Raw genomic sequence first — 19,332 nt, 5'->3', positions numbered from 1 at the left:
AATTCTGTCACACTATTAGGTTAAAGATTATTTTTTTGTGGTGGGGAATGGGGACGGTTCTCATTCGGCAAAAGTTAAACTTAGGTACTCTTTAGTAATGAGTCATTTATTTAATTATTAACACCGTATGTTGAAGAAACACTCCCACCTCTCATTAAAGCAGCCATCCAACATGCAGAATTGGAATCTATTCATCCTTTTCTTGACGAAAGTGGAAGTTGAGGTAGAATCTTAACCGCTCTGTCTCTTCTTCAAGCAAAATAAATTTAGTCACCTTTCTTTTTCTTAAACGAGAAACTAGAACCGGAAAAATTCAAATATTATTCTATGCCAAATAGCGTCCGCTTTATTGGGAAATAGCTATCTGATTGAAGAGTTTGATTCTTTTTTTCTTAGACTCTTCGATACAAATGACCGAACATCACTTAAATAACCTCGATCAATTGCTTTATCACAAAAACATCCAAAAAATTGAAAAACCTTCTACTGAGAAGGTTTTGAGTGCACTATTTACTTATCCAATTACAACTGGTCACCATAATAGAAGATAAAACCAACTTTACCTCGTCAACTGTTAGAAACAACCTTAATCAGCTTACAGAATTAAATATGATATTCAAAGACTACCGAAAGCGAAAAAGACGCTAATATAAATATGATCTGACCCCAAATTTCCCTCTAACTTGGATGCATGTTCAGAAATTTCTTCGTGTTTTTAAATGTTTTTTAGATTGATCAACCTAAAAGAAGAGGTATCTCTAAACCTAATTAATTTTAAAAACGAGTCAGTGATATCCACTCTGACTCGTTTTTCTTTTATTTGTTTCATTTACCTAAAGCAGGCTAGCCAAAGTTTCAGCTTCTTTTTGCCACATAAGAACCGTCCCCATTAACCCCCCATTAACCCGGCGTTAATTTCCAGTGGTTCTTTGCTGTTGGCATTCATCGTAAAAAGCCATAATAAAACGTTTAATATTCAAACGAGACTGGGGTGACTTTTTTTCCTGACTATGATGATTCAGTTCAAAAATTCGTTGCTGAACTTGATCAAGGTCAAAAAATCTCATTGCATAATAATCAAACTTTGGATGAGTGACATCCATGGCACCAAGAGAAGAAATATGATTAAATGCTTGAATAACAGCCCTTCGAACCCTTTGTTCAGTTGCTTTGATGTTCTTCGAACTGGCTTGTTGACCACTAATACAAAGACTTGATACCCATAATTCTTTTAATGAAGAAAAAGTAGATATTTTTTCGGAATTAATGGCACGGAGGATATCGGTAAGATCATCTGCACCTTTTTCATATCTTATGCCCAGATCTGAGAGAACGGTATCAGCATTCCCAATAATATCTACATCCATTGAATCTTTTTTTGTGACCATCTCATCATTACTGCCAACCCACTCCAAGCTATTTTTTATTTGAGTCATTGATCTCTCTAGTTTAAGATTTTTAGAAACTTTTGATAAAACGGATAATACCTCTAATCGATTAACAGGTTTAGTGATATATGCCTCCACTTTGTTCTGATATGCCTCGGCAATAATTTCTTTTGTTTCGACTTGTGATATCATCACTATTTTTCCAACGTAGTCAGAGTTAATTCTTTTGACGGTTTCTATACCATCTTCTTCCGGCATAAGTAAATCAATAATAAGAATATCTGTTTCAGTCTGGTTTAACATGTATGAAAAAACATTACTGCCATCTTCAGCTTCTCCGACAACATTCCCATTTTCCATTTCTATTATATGTTTCAATATTCCTCTTACAGCAGGATCATCATCAACTATAAAATAATTCATTAAAATGCCTCCTTCTGTTCAAATTCAATATTCCGAGGAATGATGACCGAAAAACAAGTTTGAATATTGGAAATTGACTCAACCAGTTTGATATCTCCATTGTATTTATTCAATGAGTGTTTAATATACGATAATCCAATACCGTTTGACGGATTACCTTCGTCATTAAACTTCGTTGTAAAACCAGGAGAGAAAATCAGAGATTGATTATGAAAAGGAATCCCAGGTCCGTTATCAGTAATATGGATACGAATGAACGCATTATTATCTGGATTCTCGATCTGAATATCAACGGATCCCCACTTTTGAATAGATTCGATTGAATTACCAATTAAGTTATTTAACACTGACATCGTCAAAAACGAATGTATCATATCATTTTTATTATCAACTGTGACAGAGAATATTATTTGTTTATCTAAATAAGCTGCATACGATTCATTTGATTTAATGACAATTTCAAGAAGCTCGCAAATATTCAGGTGCTCAGTTTTTTTTTGATCTTTGATTATTTGAGCAAGGGAAGCAAAAATTCTTTGGTGATCTTTCTTGAAATCATGCACTTCGCCAGCCATTTCAAGTATTTTTTTTGATGATTGTGATGCTTGTTCTTCTTTTAATTGCTTTGACAGATAATAAAGATTTGATGTGATTTTTTCTGCTCTTGAGATAGAGTGTTTTAATTGAACACTCTCAGCGTATAAATCAGATATTAATAAAAACATATGATCACTTTGTTTCTTTTCTTCTTCATGCTTTGTCTGTTCTTTGTTATAAAGGATAAGCATGAAAAAACCCATCACGAAAAAACTTCTTAAAATCGCAAGAAAAATAACGGTGCCCATAAGTGAGAACGACGGATCCGTAAGTGATAAAGTGTTTCGGACAGCCAGCTCTGCGAAAGATGATGCTGTATCAAGTATGATGGCATATATGCCGATAAAACCAGGTCTACTGTAAAATCGTTGTAAATAGAATAGCCAAAATAATATCCCATAGATGCAGAAAAAAACAATTACTGGAAAGTGAAGCATTAAAGCGTCTGATAAGGGCACTTGATCCACAATCGAAATAATCGTTCGTGATGAAAATAATGTAGTCCCAACAACAACCCCTGAAAGTATTGGAGAGAGGGAATAAAAATATAGTAAAAACAATAAAAAGACTGGAACACTCAAAGTGATAAAAAAAGATGTTTCCATTTCTATTAAATGAAATACATCTGAAACTACAATTAAAATAACCATAGCGATATACAAAAGAATGATATTCACGTTTTTTCGTTTCACTTTAATCACCACTTAATTCCATTTATATCTACTTATATTTTATCAATCAATTGATAGGCAATAATTCTTGATTATGTCGAAATTTTGACAGTTTCATTTTTTTCAGTAGAACTTTGTAGTTTTTTGAAGGAATCAGAGTACAGTATCTTTAACGAAAGAAATAGGAGGAGGGTTCAGATGAAAAAAATCGCATTAATCACAACGGGAGGTACGATTGCAAGTAAACAAAACAAGGAAGGGAGGCTTGTATCGGGAGTTTTAGCTAGTGAAGATTATTGCGATCTCGAAGAAATACCAAGTGATACAGAAGTAACAATCTTTTCTTTATTAAATAAACCCAGTATGCACATTTCATTGGAAGATTTGGATCTAATCGCTGATAAAATTTTAGGTTTGTTTGATCAGGGTTTTCACGGTGCAGTCATCACTCATGGAACAGATTCACTGGAAGAAGCAGCTTATTATTTGGATTTGATTATAGATCATTCCAATCCTGTTGTAGTTACAGGATCACAACGATCTTCAAGTGCTTCAGGGAGTGATGCCGATACGAATTTAATTCAATCCATATGTGCTGCATCATCTGACAAACTATTTGGAATTGGCACTGTAGTTGTCTTTAACGAAAGAATATTTTCTGCTAAATATGTGAAAAAGGAGCATGCATATAATCTACAAGGCTTTGAATCTTTTGGTTATGGTCATTTAGGAACGATTGACGGTCAAAAAGTAATCTTGTATCAGAAGCCGGCAGATCGCCAAGTTTATCCACCAGTAGATAATGTCATCCCTAAAGTAGAAATAATTAAATGTTATCTTGATGCGGATGGCTTATTAATAGATGCTTGTACTAATTTTAATGTAAAAGGGATTATATTAGAGGCAAATGGTAGAGGACAAATTGCTCCCAATCAAATGGAGTCGATATTAAAGGCAATCGAAAAAGGAATCCAATTTGTACTTACAACATCGAGTGAACAAGGAAGGGTGAACACAACATACGACTACTATGCCAGTGCCCTTCATTTATACGAAAATGGTGTTGTTTTGGGCAGTGATATGAACTCCAAGAAAGCTAGATTGAAATTAATTGCACTTCTTCGCTCACACACAGACGTTAATAAAGGATTTACAGATTAATTAAGGTCATTTATGTGAAATGATTCACTTATAAGGAGATGATTTACATGATATTATTTGCTCAATTAATCATGCTGGCAACTTTAATTTTGATGATTACTGGGAAAACACCTCTCTACATGACAGCCATTATTGGTTCCACTTTAGCTGCCATCAGTGCAGGGTTTCCGTTGTCAGGTGATGCAGAGATCACGGTACTCAGCTTAGTCAATGGCAGCCTGCATCCAGTCATTGCTGATATGGCAGGAGTGTTGCTTTTCATTGGTGTGATGGAAAAAACAGGTTTTTTAAATGCGATCATAAGAAAAATTATTTTATTAGGAAGTAAAATCGGTGGCGGACCGGGCATCGCAGGTGCGGGAAGCGCTGCTGCAGGTGTAATTGGTGGATTAACAGGTTTTACTCAACCCGCGATTACTGCAGTAATCACAGGTCCCGCTGCAATCAAACTAGGTGTTAATCCCAACAAAGTAGCGGGGATTCAAGCTCATGCAGGTCACCTAGGTAACTTCGGTGGCTTTACCCATCCTACATTGTTAGCAGTTATTGCAACTGCGGGAATTACCTTTGGATGGATCAATCTAATAGGTGCATTTGTGGCAATGTCTATCATTGGAATCAGCTATCTTCGTTTAAAACGTGAAGAGAGAAGTAATGATATCAAGCTCACTGAACAAGAAGTAAACAGTATACTTAAGGATCTCGAAGACATTGATAATGAAAGAAGCTTCATACTGGCAATCATTCCTTTTATCGTCTTAGTCGTAGGTTTCTCTGTCGGATACCCTGTGTTTATAGTTGGTGTCGCTTCATCAATCCTAGTTGCGATATTTGCAAAAGTATCATTAAAGAAGGCTGAGGAAATGATGCTTGAAGGCGTAAAAAGAGTGGCAGTTCCCTTAATTGCGACTTTAGGTTTTCTTTTTATGTCATCTGTGATTCAAAATATCGGTATTGTTGATATTATGGCTGACTGGTTTGATCCATTACTAACTTACTCACCTATTTTGGTTATGTTAGCCGTATCGGCACTGGCAGGACTTATAACGCAATCAAACGCTGCTTCTGCTGCAATTGTCATCCCATTCTTAACCATAGTTCTTCAATATGATGTCTCTCCATTGGCAGCTGCTGCTGCAGGTGCTGGCGGTTGTGCAATTATGCAATATTATTTAACGGGTGGACCAGTTGCTGCCCTAGCAACAACGGTTCCAGTTGTACCAGGGTCCGATTTAAAATTAGCCAATAAGTTCCAAAGACCGTCCATTCTTGGTGGTTTAGCAGTATTATTTTTCGTCGTACTGTTTATTAATTAATTAAAACTAATAATCATCTATTCATCAACAAGAACACAGGTGTGAGAATTGGGTATATCTCCATGCCACACACTGTGTTTTTGTTATGGTGAATTCTGTAGTTATGGAGGAAAAAATAATGAATGGGAATACACACCGTATAGAGAAAGATTTTCTTGGTGAAATGAAGATTCATAATGAGTGTTATTACGGAATTCAAACATTGCGGGCTGTCGAGAATTTTCCAATTACCGGTCAACATATCGATGAGGAGCTGATTTGCGGGATCGGTATGGTCAAGATTGCTGCAGCACGAGCGAACCGTAAAGTGGGTCAGCTGGGTGCTCATCTTGCAGATGCCATCGAGCAGGCTGCCATGGAAGTAGCGAATGGTCGCTGGAACGATCAGTTTATCGTCGATCCGATTCAGGGCGGGGCCGGAACGTCCGTTAACATGAATGCCAATGAAGTCATCGCCAACCGGGCTCTGGAGATACTCGGTGAAGAGAAAGGTAATACAATGGTGCTCAGTGCTAATTCTCATGTCAATATGTCTCAGTCCACTAACGATGCATTTCCTACGGCATTCAAACTTGCTTTATTGAATCGTCTAAATCAGTTGCTACCTGCAATAGAATCGCTACAAGCTTCTTTTCTGGAAAAGGCTTCGGAATTTGAAAACTGTCTAAAGATGGGTAGAACCCACCTTCAGGACGCCGTTCCGATTCGACTTGGCCAGGAATTCGGTGCCTATTCAGCGGTGCTTGAACGTGATATCAAGCGCATCCGCAACGTAATAGAGTCTCTTTACGAGACAAATATGGGTGCAACGGCCGTAGGTACCGGGTTGAATGCCGATCCGGATTATATTCACATTGTAATTCAAGAATTGGCTGAGATTAGTAGTTTTCCGATGACAACATCACCGAATCTTGTCGACGGTACGCAAAACACTGATGTGTACGTGACTGTATCAAGCACCATGAAAACGGCAATGTCCAACCTGTCAAAAATTTCCAACGATTTGCGGTTAATGGCTTCAGGACCGAGGACAGGTTTGAATGAAATACTCCTGCCACCGAGACAACCAGGCTCTTCAATCATGCCTGGAAAAGTAAATCCGGTTATGGCAGAAGTCGTAAATCAGGTTGCCTTTAAAGTGATCGGAAATGATGTAACAGTTACCCTTGCATCCGAAGCTGGACAGTTTGAACTAAATGTCATGGAGCCTGTTCTTGTTTCAAGTCTCCTCGACACCATCAGAATGATGACAAATGTGATTGACGTATTCGATCGTCATTGTATTCAGGGAATTAAGGCTAACAATGAGCGAATGGAACAGTACGTGAATCAAAGTGTAGGGGTGATTACAGCAATCAATCCGCATATCGGCTATGAATCGGCGTCATCCATTGCCAAGGAAGCCATCGCAACGGGACGTCCGGTCCGAGACATCTGCATAGAGCGCGGCGTCCTTTCAGAGGATGAGCTCGATGAGATCCTCGATCCTTATGAGATGACCAATCCGGGTATTTCTGGAAAATCGCTAATTGAACAATAGAAGGAGTGACTGTTGTGAATAATGACCGAACGTTTTTTTGGAGAAAACTTCATTCTCTGTCAGGGGTGATTCCCATTGGAGTTTTTCTTTTCGTTCACTTTGGTATCAACTACACGGCATTTTACGGAGAAGATGCCTACAACACTGCCGCTGCGATGATGGGAAACTTACCGTTCAGGTACGCGATGGAGATCTTCATTATCTTTATTCCGTTGCTGTTTCACGGGATATATGGGATTGCCATTGCTAGGGAAGCTAAGAACAACTTATCTGTTTACCGTTATGAAAAGAATATGTATTTTTATTTCCAACGTTTATCTGGCATTGTAGTATTTCTCTTCTTAATTTGGCATGTGGGCACGACGAGGGTACCTGCTGCATTTGGAGCCGAAGTAAATTATGATATGGTGGCGAACCTCGTTTCCAACCCGATCTATCTGATGTTTTATATCGTCGGAATTTTGATGACGACCTATCATTTCAGTAATGGCTTCAGAACGATGCTGATTACATGGGGAATCACTGTAAATCAACGAAGTCAGAAGTTCGGAATAATACTTGGTATATTAATGTTTATCGGGCTTTCAGCGATCGGATTAATAGCAATCTTTGCATTTGTATGATGAATCCAACAGGAGGCAAATGGAAATGAATAGACAAAAAATAGCAGTTGTGGGCGGTGGACTAGCCGGCCTCATGGCGACACTAAAAATAGTCGAAATGGGCATGAACGTGGACCTCATCTCACTGGTAAAAGTGAAACGATCCCACTCCGTTTGTGCACAAGGAGGAATTAACGGGGCGTGTAATATGAAAGGAGAAAATGATTCACCTTGGGAACATTTTGATGACACCCTTTATGGGGGTGATTTCCTTGCCAATCAGCAGCAGGTTTGGGGCATGTGTCAAAAAGCACCAGAAATCATCTACCTCTTTGACAGGATGGGTGTGATGTTTAATCGGACGCCTGAAGGCCACCTCGATTTTAGACGTTTTGGAGGTACACAACACCGGCGGACGGCTTTTGCCGGTGCAACAACGGGGCAGCAGCTTCTTTACGCCTTGGATGAGCAAGTTCGAAAATATGAAGCTGAAGGACGAGTCACGAAGTTTGAAGGATGGGATTTCGTTTCGGCAATTATTGATGAACAAGGAATTTGCCGCGGACTGACTGCACAAGAGATGATTTCAATGGATATTAAAGTATTCAAAGCAGATGCGGTGATTATAGCAAGCGGCGGTCCGGGAATGATTTTCGGGCGATCAACGAATTCATTAATCAATACAGGCTCAGCTGCAGGTAAATTATATCAGCAGGGTGCAATTTATGCGAATGGTGAATTCATCCAAATCCACCCTACTGCCATCCCGGGAGAGGATAAATTGAGGCTGATGAGTGAGTCTGCAAGAGGAGAAGGAGCAAGGGTATGGACTTATAAGAACGGACAGCCGTGGTATTTTCTTGAAGATAAATATCCGGCATACGGGAACCTCGTTCCCCGTGACATTGCCACTAGAGAAATTTTCGATATTTGCGTGAATCAAAGGCTAGGGATTGACGGAGAAAATAAAGTCTATCTTGATGTCTCACATATCAATCCGGAACGTCTCAATGTAAGGTTGGGTGGAATTCTTGAGATTTATGAAAAATTCATGGGGGACGATCCGAGAAAAGTTCCTATGAAAATCTTCCCAGGTGTTCATTATTCAATGGGTGGACTATGGGTGGATGACCACCAGCAGACTAATATTCCCGGCCTGTTTGCAGCAGGAGAATGTGATTATTCCCAGCACGGTGCGAATCGTCTTGGTGCCAATTCTCTTTTATCAGCGGTTTATGGTGGAATGGTTGCAGGCCCTGAAGCAGCGACGTATGTCCGCAATAACAGTCAATCCGTGGATGACGTTGACGAGCGAGTCTTCACCTCTCAGCTGAAAGCCGATAAGGATGAAATCACTGCGATTCTCAGCATGAACGGCAGTGAAAACCCTTATACTCTCCATCACGAAATGGGCGAACTAATGACGGAAAATGTTACAGTTGTAAGGGAAAACAAAAACCTTGTCAAGGCAGATGAAATGCTTACGGAAATGATGGCAAGATATAAAAACATAAACGTTCAGGATACGACGAAATACCATAATCACTCCGTTTCTTTCATTCGAGGACTGAGTGGGATGATGGATTTGGCGAAAGTGATCACACAAGGTGCTCTTCACAGAAATGAAAGCCGCGGGGCTCATTACAAACCGGAATTCCCTGACCGGAATGATGACGAATGGTTAAAAACCACTATGGCTGCATTTGATACGCAAAAACGCAATCCTTCCTTCAGTTATGCAGAAGTGGATACATCGTTGATTGAACCGAGAAAACGAGATTACACCCAGAATAAAAAGGGAGGTGTAACATCATGACCGGTAAGACAGTTCATTTAAAGATTAATCGACAAGATGGACCTTCTTCCGAGCCCTATGTCGAAGAGTTCAATGTGCCATGGCGCCCAAGCATGAATATTATTTCAGCATTGATAGAAATTAGACGCAACCCGATGAATATCAACGGCGACGAAACCACCCCTGTTCAATGGGAGTCCGTGTGTCTGGAAGAGGTTTGCGGTGCGTGCTCAATGCTCGTCAACGGGAAACCGCGACAGGCATGCTCAACCCTTGTGGATACACTGGAACAGCCAATCCATCTGGCTCCTTTAAAAACATTTCCATGTGAGCGGGATTTAATGGTGGACCGTCAAAAGATGTTTGATGCATTGAAGGAAGTAAAAGCCTGGATTGACATTGATGGCACTTACGATATGGGACCGGGACCGAAGATACCTGAAAAAGATCGGCAATGGGCTTACGAATTGAGTAAATGTATGACTTGCGGACTTTGTTTTGAAGCGTGTCCAAACGTGAACCCATATTCATCGTTTATCGGTCCTGCGCCTTTGTCTCAAGTACGTCTATTTAACACGCATCCGACAGGACAGATTCAGGCAGAAGAGCGACTTGATCAGATTATGGGTGATGGCGGGCTGACGTCTTGTGGAAATGCGGCAAACTGCGCTGAAGTCTGTCCAAAAGAAATCCCTCTGACACATTCCATTGCAGAATTAAACAAGGCCACAACGCTGTATTCATTTAAACGATTCTTTCAATTGTAAAACGAAAAAAGCTATAATGAAATGAAAAATAACAAGATGATCCGGTCAGTATCTATGATAATGATTCGGATCTTACGGTTTTCCTATTCAGGAAACCTGTGTAATGGACAAGGATACAAAAACGATCAAAGACGATAAAAGGATATAAATTATATTCTCGAAGAAAACTGTTTTTTGGACAATCGATTTTACCGACTTAAGTTTAGAGGACTTTCCAAAACAGCCATGTATTGTGGGTCCTCTTTACATTGCCAATAAGTAAAAAACACATGAAAAAAGAAATCAAATAAAGTCAAACAAGACTTCACATTAGGTAAGTAAAGATCCTGTTTGACTTTATATTAACAATTATATACAAAAAAACCATAAATTAAAGGGACCAAACAAGGCTGCTTATACAACAACATTTTGGGACACGCTCTTCATTTAACTACTCTTTTGCCACATGAGAACCGTCCCCGTTCACCACCCATTCACCACTCCTACTCAAACAATCCGGGCAACCAAAGGACGCTCGCTGGGAAGAAAGAGATTAGTAGAACAACAAGAATACCTGTTAAGAAATATGGGAAGATGTCTTTGACTGTGTCTTCTATTTTCACTTTTGCAATGTAGCACGAGATAAATAATGTTGCGCCAACTGGAGGTGTAAACATACCTAGTGCCAATGTGACGAGCATGATCATCGCAAAGTGCATCGGATCCATTCCGATAATGTCTGTCGCAATCGGCATGAAGATCGGAATGAATAAAAACAAGTTAGGAACAAGCTCCATAATCATTCCGGCAATCAGCATAATTGCGATCATCACCATCAAAAGCCCCCACGGCGGTAAGCCTAAGCCTTCCAAGTTATCGGAAATCATCCGCGGAATGCCTTCTGAAATAAGTACCCATGTAAAAATCATCGACGCACAAATCGTCACCATGACAATACTCGTTCCACGCGCCGTGTCTTTTAACGACAACATAATATTTTTCCAGTTAAGCGTTCTATAAACAAACACGCCGATGATCAACGCATAAACAACCGCTAACGAAGCCGCTTCTGTTGCCGTGGCTACACCAGTAATAATCGCCGAAATTAACAAAATCGGCAGTAACAACGCTAACAAAGCGTGGCGGAAGTTTCGCAAAAATTCCATAAAAGTTGGTTTCGACTCACTAGGATACCCTCGCTTCAATGCGATCAAAACAGTTGTCCCTAAATAAGCTAACCCAACTAACACACCAGGAATAATCCCGGCAATAAACATTTCTCCAACGGACAAATTAGCTAACCAAGCAATGATAATCATCGTCGAACTAGGAGGAATGATAATACCAACAACCGAACTAGAAGCATTAATCGAAGCAGCGAATCTTGCGCTATACCCCTTCCGCTTCATCTCCGGAATTAATACACTTCCCGTTGAAGCCGCATCAGCAACGGATGAACCAGACACACCCGCCATCCCCATGCTTGTGACAACAGAGACGCACCCTAAACCACCGGGGAGTTGACGAACCATCGAATCGGCAACTTTAATAATTCGCTGTGCAATGTTTCCGTGAATCATTAAATTACCAGCAAGAATAAAAAAGGGAATCGCTAGAAAGGCGAATGATTGCGTATTAGAAAAGAACCGCTGTGCAAACATTTCCAGAGGAATACCTGTAACTAAGATATACATTAATGCCGAAGCCCCCATTGCAAATGCAATCGGAATGCCCAACACGAGCAATACAAAAAAACTAGCGATCATAATCCATATCATCTAAAGTATCCTCCTCTCGCTGCACGTCTAATTTATTCGTCAAGATTAAAACGATTTGATAAATAAGAATGATACTGATAAAAACAAAAGACACCGTCAAAGAGCCAGACAACCACCCTCTTGAAATTCGGATGACCGGCATGAGTTGACTTGAAACATTATCCACGTACTTAACACTGGCAATGACCATGTACACAGAGAAGAACAACATAATTAGCTTCGAAAAAACATAAAGCCCCTTTTGCATCACGTAAGGTAATCGATCGCGAAAATAGGAAACGGCCAGATGTCCATCTTCTTTCGTCACACTGATCGCTGCTACAAAAATCATCCAAGGGAATAATAGCTGTGTTAATTCATTTGAAAAAACGAGCGGCGTACGAAAAACGTACCTACTCAGCACTTCTCCAAATACAATAACGGTTAACCCAATAAGTAAAACGGAAGCAGCAATTTCTGTCCAGCCGATGATATAGTCAAACCAATTCTTTTCTTTCTTTGCATTTACTTGAGCCATATTATTCCCTCCCTAATAACACAAGGGACCTGTCGAAACAGGTCCCTCAAAAGTTTCAATCAATTAGATTAATTATTTCGATACTCTTCAAGGAAGTCCTGCATATCTGCGATGATTTCTTCTCCCATCACATCAGACACTTCGTCATATACTGGTAAAACAGCTTCCTGGAAAGGCTCAAGATCAGGATACGTCACAACCTCGAACTCATCTTCCGCACGTTCAATAGCAGCTTCTTCTTCACCTGCAATGAAGTCACGAGCAGCATCGCGAGCATGCTCCGAACCTTCACGGACAATCTCTTGTAACTCTTCATCTAAACTATTGAATAAATCATCATTCATAATGAAGTAAGAATAGTAATACGTGTGATTCGTTATCGCAAGATAGTCTTGAACTTCTTGCATATTTTGATCATAAATGCTTAGAAGAGGGTTAAATTGCCCATCGATAACCCCTTGAGACAACCCACTGTAAATTTCTGTATAATCCATCGTTGAAACAGATGAACCAAGGGCATTAAACGTCTCGATCAAACTTACATCATTAGGCGATCGAATCGACAATCCTTCCAAATCAGACGGCTCTTCAATTGGTCTCACACTATTCGTAATCTGCGCGAAGCCAATTTCTACATCATTTAACGTAATAAACCCTTGCTCTTCGCCCAACGCTTTCAAGTCATCGCCAACCGGCCCATCAAGCACTGCATGTGCTTCTTCAAACCCTTCTGTCAAAAACGGAAGAGATAAAGCGGCATATTCTGGAATAGCCCCAGCTAGCTCGTTCGCACCAGGTAACGCCATATCCAACGCACCAACTTGAACAGCATCGATCATTTCCGGAGAACTTGCGTACGTTTCATTTGGGAAGAACTCAATATCTACTCTTCCATTCGAAGCTTCCATCACATGTTCTGCGAATGCTTTTGCCGCTTCCCCTTTAGAATCATCATCAAGACCTGAGTTCCAGCCAATTTGCCATTCATATTCAACTTCTGCTTCTGCTGCCTCACCGTTATTATTCGCTTCGTTGTTATTTGTCTCATCTTCAACAACATTGTTATTTCCTTCATTTACTTCCACATCTGTCTCATCGTTGTTTCCACTATTTCCACTTTCTACTCCGCAAGCACTAAGAAACAAAGCAGCTGCAGTGAACATGGATAGTTTCCATCCGTATTTTGTCATCATGACCTCTCCCCTTTTTTCATATAGTTATAAACTACGACGCGGAACATAACTCTTCTAATAGATTTTTCAATACATGAACGGTTTGAACACAATCATCAAGTGAAGACCACTCCGCTGGGTTATGACTAACCCCGTCCTTACTTCTCGTAAACAACATGGCAATATCTGTTTGTCCACCGATAATCATCGCATCATGACCAGCACCACTTGGAAGGAAATAAGGCTTTTTATTTAACGATTTTTCCATCGCCTTCGCTGCTTTTTGTTGCATCTCTTCCTTCACCTTTACTGGAGGTGTCGACATAATTTCAGTTAATTCCACCTGAACATTTCTCTCAGCTGCAATTTGTTTTCCTTTGGCAAAAATATCTTCTCGAAGCTGATCACGTGTATCTTCATGAATATCACGAATATCGACCGTTAACTGGACTTCTCCTGGAATGACATTAATCCCATTAGGTTTCACAAATAGTTTCCCAACGGTTGCCACAGCAGATTCACTAACTTTTGATGGTAGCTTTTCTATCTCCGTAATAAAGTGACTCGCCGCAATCAACGCATCTTGTCGATCATTCATCGGCGTATTCCCAGCGTGTCCAGCAGAACCGTAAAAGCTCACATCCACCCAAGAAGGTCCGGCAATTCCCTGCACGACACCAACGGGAAGATCTTCTTTCTCCAGACGTTTTCCCTGTTCAATATGCACTTCTACAAAAGCTTCAATCGAGCTGAAGTCACGTTTTGCTTCTTTTAACGTTGCCAAGCTGAGATTATTCTGTGCGAGAACTTCCTCAAATGACTGCCCTTCCGAATCAAACAACGTTTGTTTTTGCGACAAATCAAATGTTCCAGTCATCGCCTGACTACCAGTGAGGCCACTTTTAAAGCGTGCCCCCTCTTCGTCAGTAAACACAACCACTTCATACGATTTTTCTGGTGTGTATCCCGTATCTTTCCAAGCTTGCACTACTTCAAGAGCGGAAAGGACGCCAAGTGGACCGTCAAAGTGACCACCATTTGGAACACTATCTAAATGGGACCCAGACATGATTGTTGTCGTCGATGAAACGCCTTCTATTCTACCAATCACATTCCCCGCACCGTCTTGATTCACGTGAAGTCCCGCTTCTTCCATCCATTTTTTCACTAAATCTTTCGCCTGTTGCTCTTCTTTTGTGAAAGAGATACGGTTACAACCATCATCTTCTGTTAGACCAATTCGGGAAAGTTCATGCAATCGTTTAGCTAAACGACTTCCGTCCACACCTGAATAGGATAATTCTGACTGATATGATTCCATGAGTGTCTGATACATAGGTGCCTCCTGTGACCGAAAATAAATTGATAACTTAAATTATAAGACAATTTAGTAAATTCAGATATGTCTTGATAACACAAACATAACAAGAGGTTTTTATCGGTATCAGACAAATAAGCCTACAATACCTGTAGGCTTAAAGCTAATCGAATATGATGATAAGAAAAACGACGTATACCACGATAGAAACAACGTCACTTCTTATTTATATAATGGTAAATATAGATACCAAGCTGAAGCTCAAACGCCTTTGAACCACTGACCTTATCAATACCAAGAAGATTCTCCATTTGTTTCAATCGATATTTAATCGTATTGACATGAACAAACATCGTTTTAGCCGTCTCAGCCATATTGTTATTCGATTCCAAATAATGGTGTAGCGTATCGAACAGCATCGTGTGGTAATGTTTGTCATTATCAATGATCGGTCCAACCGTATCGTCTACAAAATCTTGGAGTTCATTCCATTCCGTGTTCAGAAGCAACCTTTGGATTCCTAATTGATGAAAACTAATGACGCTTCCCGCTTGTCCTTTTTTCTGGATATATTCGATACACTTCTTAGCGTCACGATGACTCGCCCTCACGTCTTTCACATCTGAAACAGATCGTCCGATACCAACAGCCAAGCTTAATTCAAACTCATTTAACGTATGTTCGGAAATGGCTTGAAAAATCATTTTCACCTCTTTGTAAATGGTCTCTTCTGATATATCTTCTGGAATTGCAAATAAAAACGTCGTATCTAAATTCTGATCCAGCACAAACGTTTTATACTGGTAGTTAGATACTTCGTGGTAAATCAGTCGGAGCAACCTATTTTTTTCTGTTGTTAAATGCTTGATCGACAACATCGGGTTAATAATCGAAAGCTGAGCGATCACGTACTTCAAGTCCATTGAGGTAAAGTCAGGCATTTTAGCAATTTGATTAATCGCCATCTCATTCCAGTCACTGTAGAGAAGCTGATCGAGCAAATATCCGGAATGTTTCAATTCATTCAAGGCTGTTCGTTCTCGGCGCGTCATTTCCAAGGCGAAAATAACACTCGTCTGTTCAATCGCGAATCGATCTAATGGGTCAAGCTCCGCCTCATCATGAACAAGGATCGTTAAATACCCAATCGTATACGAATCGGATTTCACAGGGAAGAAAACCACTTCCACTTCGGATTCATTTAGAGGTACTTGGATCGTTGATATCGAATTTTCACTGACGACATGACTAATCGTATCGCCTAGTGATCCCCGTATATCATTCGCATCTTTCACCGCTTGAGAAGAAGAACCTTCCAATACATCAAAAAATTCATTATAAACGGCTACACCGTGTTGCATTAACTCACCAAGGCTTTTAGTAATTTCAGCGATTCCTCCTTGGGAGACTGCCACTTTTGATAATTTTTCATGTATTTTGTTCGTCCGTTCATTTCTTGAAAACAACGTGGCATTTTCAATCGCAATCGTTGCTTGCGCTCCAAATGTTTCTAAAAGCTTCAGATGCTCTTCGTCAAACTGAACAGTTTTATCATAAATATCAACCGTCAGTACCCCAATGCAATCGCCTTTGACGAGGAGTGGAACACATAACGCACTTTGTGGGTATTTATTTTCCCCAAGAGCTAACATGTGGAATTCCTTAACCTCTTCACTAATATTGGACATATTTTGTTTTGTTTCTGTATGTGAATGAAATATTTGACCCTTTCGAGCCTGGAACGTGATCCCACTCATCCCCTCTCCTGGTGCGAGATGAGCATGTTGTAAATACTTCATATCAAAACCGACAGCTGCTTTCGGATATAAATAATTGTGTTTTTTATCATATAAAAATAAAATACTGGCGTTCGATCCTTCCAGCACATTCAGTACTTCACGAATCATTTGATGAAGAACCTCATCTAAATCCAGTGTCGATGTCATCACCCGTGCAGAACTAATCAAACTCAAAAGCTTCTTTTCTGTTTCCAAGATGCCACCCTCTTCATCGTTAGTTATCGTCTATTGTACCAAAATCAGAAAGAGGACGTTTCTGTACAAACACTTTTAAAGATCAAGGTATCTCTCAAACACACCAAAAAACACGTTAAATTGTACGTTTATCGCACAACTTAACGTGTTTATTTCATTATTGTTTTCGGTTGATGACAATTCTATTGAACATATCCTGTTTTAAAGTACCTTTTTCCATTTGCTTTTCCATAGAACTTTAAGCGAAATGACATAACGTAATGAAAATCAGTAATGCGTAAAAGAAAATCCGTGTTGACTGCACCGGTTTACTGTAAATTTAAAATTATTTAGCTTATTAAGATACGTTGCTGATGCTTCATGAGGCTCCTTGATATCTCGGAACGAATCTTCCACTTTAATAATGTTTGAAAAGGTTTCCAATAAATCGAAGACATTCTCACCTTTTTTAAGGGCTTTTGCTATGTGCTTTGCAGAAACAATATCGATCCCTTTCCCTGCTTCATTTCTAATTGCCATAGCACTTTTGGAGGCGGAATTTTTTTTCGTCATTAATATCTTCACCCTTCCTACTTGTCTAATCTTGTTAGTATGTAGATAAAAGACTTTCCACTTCAGTTTACTTCTGCCTTACCCCTATTTATATAAATGTAAACCACGTTATATTACTTTTTCATTAAAAATCAATGGTAAGAATTGTTTCATATTTACCCTTAAAAAAATAGCGAGTTATTAAGATCATTTAATTCTTTACATAGATCTTTCTATCCTTCGTAATAATCTAAGTATATTAGCAAAACCTTCTCCGTTCAATGGGACATTTGGACACATATCTCGTAAGTATCCCTTGATATAATCATACTTCTTACACACATATAAAACGAAAATTCAATTTAATGAAAATAAGCTCTTAAAACAATGATGAGTGTAAAGATGAAACCGACTTTTTTTTCCACCTTAATGTGATATCTCTCACTTTTATTTTCCTTTCCCTCGTTTAAGATAGCCTAAAGGCATAAAGTATCGAATTTATATGTTGAAGGGAGAATAACAAGTTGAAAAGAACTGATTTACCAATCGTCTATTCATGTTCTGGATGTTCCTCAGCTGCACAAACGGCTAATATGATTGCTATTAAGATGGATCGAGAAAAAATCGCCGAAATGTCCTGTATTGCTGGAGTAGGTGGCGATGTCAAACCGCTAGTTAATACAGCGAAATCTGGACGGAACATCATTGCAATTGACGGGTGTCCCTTGTCCTGTGTTCAAAATTGTCTAGCGAGGCACCAAGTAGAAGCAACGCACCATTTTGATCTGTCTGTCTTTAAGGTACCTAAAATCAAAGGCGAAGACCCTGACCTTTCTCATTACACTAATGCTTACAATCATATTATGGAACGCATTGGCGTATGACCTCTCAACGACCAAAAACCCCTTATTCTAGACAAAGAAAAGCCCATCCTGTTTTTTCCAGTAATGGGCTTTTCGCTATTAAAACGCTTCACGAAAGATCTGACAATTTTACAAAGGAGGAACGAAAGAGCTAAACACGTCTAAAAGCTCTTTAGGATGAGATACAATTTTATCCGGATGAACAGATTCGACGGATTGTTTTCGGTTGCGGTGATTCATCCAGATGGCATGCCATCCAGCTTGTTTGGCACCTACGATATCATTCTCAAAGGAATCACCAATATAAACCGTTTTTGATCGATCTAATGAAAGCTCATCTTCAATAAATTGAAACGCTCGTTTCGTTGGTTTTGCATGTCCAATCTTTCCAGAAATAAAGAAATGCTTTTCAGGAATCCAGTTCGCTAGATTTAACTGCTTTATTTTCATCGATTGATGTTCTTCCTCCCCGTTCGTGAGAACAGCAAGCTGTTTATTTCTTCTAGACAACAAATCTAATAGTTCTTCCATTTCATCAAATAATTTAATTTTTTGTTGCTCCTCTACATATACTTTCTGAAATTCCATCGCTTTTTGATCACTCACAGGTAGATCAAACTCCTGACATGCCGCTGTTAAACGATATATTTGCATATCTAATAGGGGTATTTCACCAGTTTGGCTTTTTTCAAATAATGCATCGCAATATTTTCGACTAGCTATGTATATTTCCTCTATTTTTTCATCAGTAAAAGGGACATGAAACAACTTTCTAAATGCATTTCTAAAAGGGACCGTTTGATCATATAAAGTGTCATCTACGTCAAAAATAATCGTTTCCACTGTCACCAACCCTTTCTTTTCCACTCCTATCTCCTATCATATCACGACACGAAAGATTGTAAATCAATCAATAATAA

At 39.4% G+C, this 19,332-nt stretch carries 16 protein-coding genes and 1 pseudogene; 8 read left to right on the top strand and 9 right to left on the bottom strand.

The features are described 5' to 3' along the window. Positions 1 to 141: 141 nt before the first annotated feature. A pseudogene (locus tag QDN89_RS22005) lies at positions 142 to 222 on the top strand (hypothetical protein); the annotation flags it as partial. Positions 223 to 911: 689 nt separating this feature from the next. Here QDN89_RS22005 and QDN89_RS13570 read toward each other — a convergent pair. Both QDN89_RS13570 and QDN89_RS13565 read right to left on the bottom strand, forming a co-directional pair. Beyond that, a complete protein-coding gene (locus QDN89_RS13570) occupies positions 912 to 1,811 on the bottom strand; it encodes a response regulator (RefSeq protein WP_280770689.1) in 900 nt (299 codons plus the stop codon). Continuing rightward, positions 1,811 to 3,100, bottom strand: a complete 1,290-nt coding sequence (locus QDN89_RS13565; protein WP_280770688.1) for a sensor histidine kinase — start codon at positions 3,098 to 3,100, stop codon at positions 1,811 to 1,813. The genes QDN89_RS13570 and QDN89_RS13565 overlap by 1 nt, the downstream gene beginning before the upstream one ends. Positions 3,101 to 3,277: 177 nt before the next feature. Here QDN89_RS13565 and QDN89_RS13560 point away from each other — a divergent pair, with 177 nt between their 5' ends. The 6 genes from QDN89_RS13560 to sdhB all read left to right on the top strand — a co-directional run bounded on the left by QDN89_RS13560 (position 3,278) and on the right by sdhB (position 10,260). Beyond that, complete coding sequence (locus tag QDN89_RS13560; RefSeq protein ID WP_280770687.1) at positions 3,278 to 4,240, top strand: asparaginase; 963 nt, start codon at positions 3,278 to 3,280, stop codon at positions 4,238 to 4,240. Positions 4,241 to 4,287: 47 nt separating this feature from the next. Next, complete coding sequence (locus QDN89_RS13555) at positions 4,288 to 5,556, top strand: SLC13 family permease (protein WP_280770686.1); 1,269 nt, start codon at positions 4,288 to 4,290, stop codon at positions 5,554 to 5,556. Between the two features lie 118 nt (positions 5,557 to 5,674). Continuing rightward, a complete protein-coding gene (aspA, locus tag QDN89_RS13550) occupies positions 5,675 to 7,096 on the top strand; it encodes an aspartate ammonia-lyase (RefSeq protein WP_280770685.1) in 1,422 nt (473 codons plus the stop codon). A gap of 14 nt (positions 7,097 to 7,110) precedes the next feature. Next, a complete protein-coding gene (locus QDN89_RS13545; protein WP_280770684.1) occupies positions 7,111 to 7,719 on the top strand; it encodes a succinate dehydrogenase/fumarate reductase transmembrane subunit in 609 nt (202 codons plus the stop codon). Positions 7,720 to 7,744: 25 nt separating this feature from the next. Next, positions 7,745 to 9,514 carry a succinate dehydrogenase flavoprotein subunit gene (gene sdhA, locus QDN89_RS13540; RefSeq protein ID WP_280770683.1) on the top strand — a complete coding sequence of 590 codons (1,770 nt, stop codon included), beginning with the start codon at positions 7,745 to 7,747 and terminating at the stop codon, positions 9,512 to 9,514. Beyond that, the gene (gene sdhB / locus QDN89_RS13535; RefSeq protein WP_280770682.1) at positions 9,511 to 10,260 is read left to right on the top strand and encodes a succinate dehydrogenase iron-sulfur subunit; all 750 of its coding nucleotides are present in this window, start codon (positions 9,511 to 9,513) and stop codon (positions 10,258 to 10,260) included. Before sdhA ends, sdhB begins: the two co-directional genes overlap by 4 nt. Before the next feature lie 482 nt (positions 10,261 to 10,742). Here sdhB and QDN89_RS13530 read toward each other — a convergent pair whose 3' ends face one another. The 6 genes from QDN89_RS13530 to QDN89_RS13505 form a co-directional block, all read right to left on the bottom strand. After that, complete coding sequence (locus tag QDN89_RS13530) at positions 10,743 to 12,017, bottom strand: TRAP transporter large permease (RefSeq protein ID WP_280770681.1); 1,275 nt, start codon at positions 12,015 to 12,017, stop codon at positions 10,743 to 10,745. Then, on the bottom strand, positions 11,995 to 12,534 hold the full coding sequence (locus QDN89_RS13525; RefSeq protein ID WP_280770680.1) for a TRAP transporter small permease: 540 nt from the start codon (positions 12,532 to 12,534) through the stop codon (positions 11,995 to 11,997). Before QDN89_RS13525 ends, QDN89_RS13530 begins: the two co-directional genes overlap by 23 nt. A 68-nt stretch (positions 12,535 to 12,602) precedes the next feature. Beyond that, positions 12,603 to 13,727, bottom strand: coding sequence for a TRAP transporter substrate-binding protein (locus QDN89_RS13520; protein WP_280770679.1), 1,125 nt, complete (start codon positions 13,725 to 13,727; stop codon positions 12,603 to 12,605). Positions 13,728 to 13,758: 31 nt separating this feature from the next. After that, entirely contained in the window at positions 13,759 to 15,042 is a 1,284-nt protein-coding gene (locus QDN89_RS13515; RefSeq protein ID WP_280770678.1) for a Zn-dependent hydrolase, read from the bottom strand. Positions 15,043 to 15,239: 197 nt separating this feature from the next. Continuing rightward, positions 15,240 to 17,018: a helix-turn-helix domain-containing protein gene (locus QDN89_RS13510; RefSeq protein WP_280770677.1), complete on the bottom strand. Its 1,779-nt coding sequence runs from the start codon at positions 17,016 to 17,018 to the stop codon at positions 15,240 to 15,242. 267 nt (positions 17,019 to 17,285) lie between these two features. Further along, complete coding sequence (locus QDN89_RS13505; protein ID WP_280770676.1) at positions 17,286 to 17,570, bottom strand: hypothetical protein; 285 nt, start codon at positions 17,568 to 17,570, stop codon at positions 17,286 to 17,288. A 503-nt stretch (positions 17,571 to 18,073) separates the two neighbouring features. Between QDN89_RS13505 and QDN89_RS13500 the strand changes: the two genes are divergently transcribed. After that, on the top strand, positions 18,074 to 18,433 hold the full coding sequence (locus tag QDN89_RS13500) for a putative zinc-binding protein (protein WP_280770675.1): 360 nt from the start codon (positions 18,074 to 18,076) through the stop codon (positions 18,431 to 18,433). A gap of 108 nt (positions 18,434 to 18,541) precedes the next feature. Here QDN89_RS13500 and QDN89_RS13495 read toward each other — a convergent pair whose 3' ends face one another. Further along, positions 18,542 to 19,279 carry an HAD family hydrolase gene (locus QDN89_RS13495; RefSeq protein WP_280770674.1) on the bottom strand — a complete coding sequence of 246 codons (738 nt, stop codon included), beginning with the start codon at positions 19,277 to 19,279 and terminating at the stop codon, positions 18,542 to 18,544. Positions 19,280 to 19,332 lie beyond the last annotated feature (53 nt).

This window comes from Salipaludibacillus daqingensis (genome assembly GCF_029891575.1).
Classification (GTDB): domain Bacteria; phylum Bacillota; class Bacilli; order Bacillales; family Salisediminibacteriaceae; genus Salipaludibacillus; species Salipaludibacillus daqingensis.
Note: the sequence above shows the minus strand (reverse complement) of the source record. Positions and strands in the feature narration are given on the sequence as shown.

What these genes read in the sequence shown, in the direction of transcription:
- QDN89_RS13505 (WP_280770676.1), bottom strand. Translation starts at nt 17,570, where the DNA reads ATGACGAAAAAAAATTCCGCCTCCAAAAGTGCTATGGCAATTAGAAAT.
- QDN89_RS13560 (WP_280770687.1), top strand. Translation starts at nt 3,278, where the DNA reads ATGAAAAAAATCGCATTAATCACAACGGGAGGTACGATTGCAAGTAAA.
- sdhB (WP_280770682.1), top strand. Translation starts at nt 9,511, where the DNA reads ATGACCGGTAAGACAGTTCATTTAAAGATTAATCGACAAGATGGACCT.
- QDN89_RS13520 (WP_280770679.1), bottom strand. Translation starts at nt 13,727, where the DNA reads ATGATGACAAAATACGGATGGAAACTATCCATGTTCACTGCAGCTGCT.
- QDN89_RS13570 (WP_280770689.1), bottom strand. Translation starts at nt 1,811, where the DNA reads ATGAATTATTTTATAGTTGATGATGATCCTGCTGTAAGAGGAATATTG.
- aspA (WP_280770685.1), top strand. Translation starts at nt 5,675, where the DNA reads ATGAATGGGAATACACACCGTATAGAGAAAGATTTTCTTGGTGAAATG.
- sdhA (WP_280770683.1), top strand. Translation starts at nt 7,745, where the DNA reads ATGAATAGACAAAAAATAGCAGTTGTGGGCGGTGGACTAGCCGGCCTC.
- QDN89_RS13530 (WP_280770681.1), bottom strand. Translation starts at nt 12,017, where the DNA reads ATGATATGGATTATGATCGCTAGTTTTTTTGTATTGCTCGTGTTGGGC.
- QDN89_RS13555 (WP_280770686.1), top strand. Translation starts at nt 4,288, where the DNA reads ATGATATTATTTGCTCAATTAATCATGCTGGCAACTTTAATTTTGATG.
- QDN89_RS13515 (WP_280770678.1), bottom strand. Translation starts at nt 15,042, where the DNA reads ATGTATCAGACACTCATGGAATCATATCAGTCAGAATTATCCTATTCA.
- QDN89_RS13525 (WP_280770680.1), bottom strand. Translation starts at nt 12,534, where the DNA reads ATGGCTCAAGTAAATGCAAAGAAAGAAAAGAATTGGTTTGACTATATC.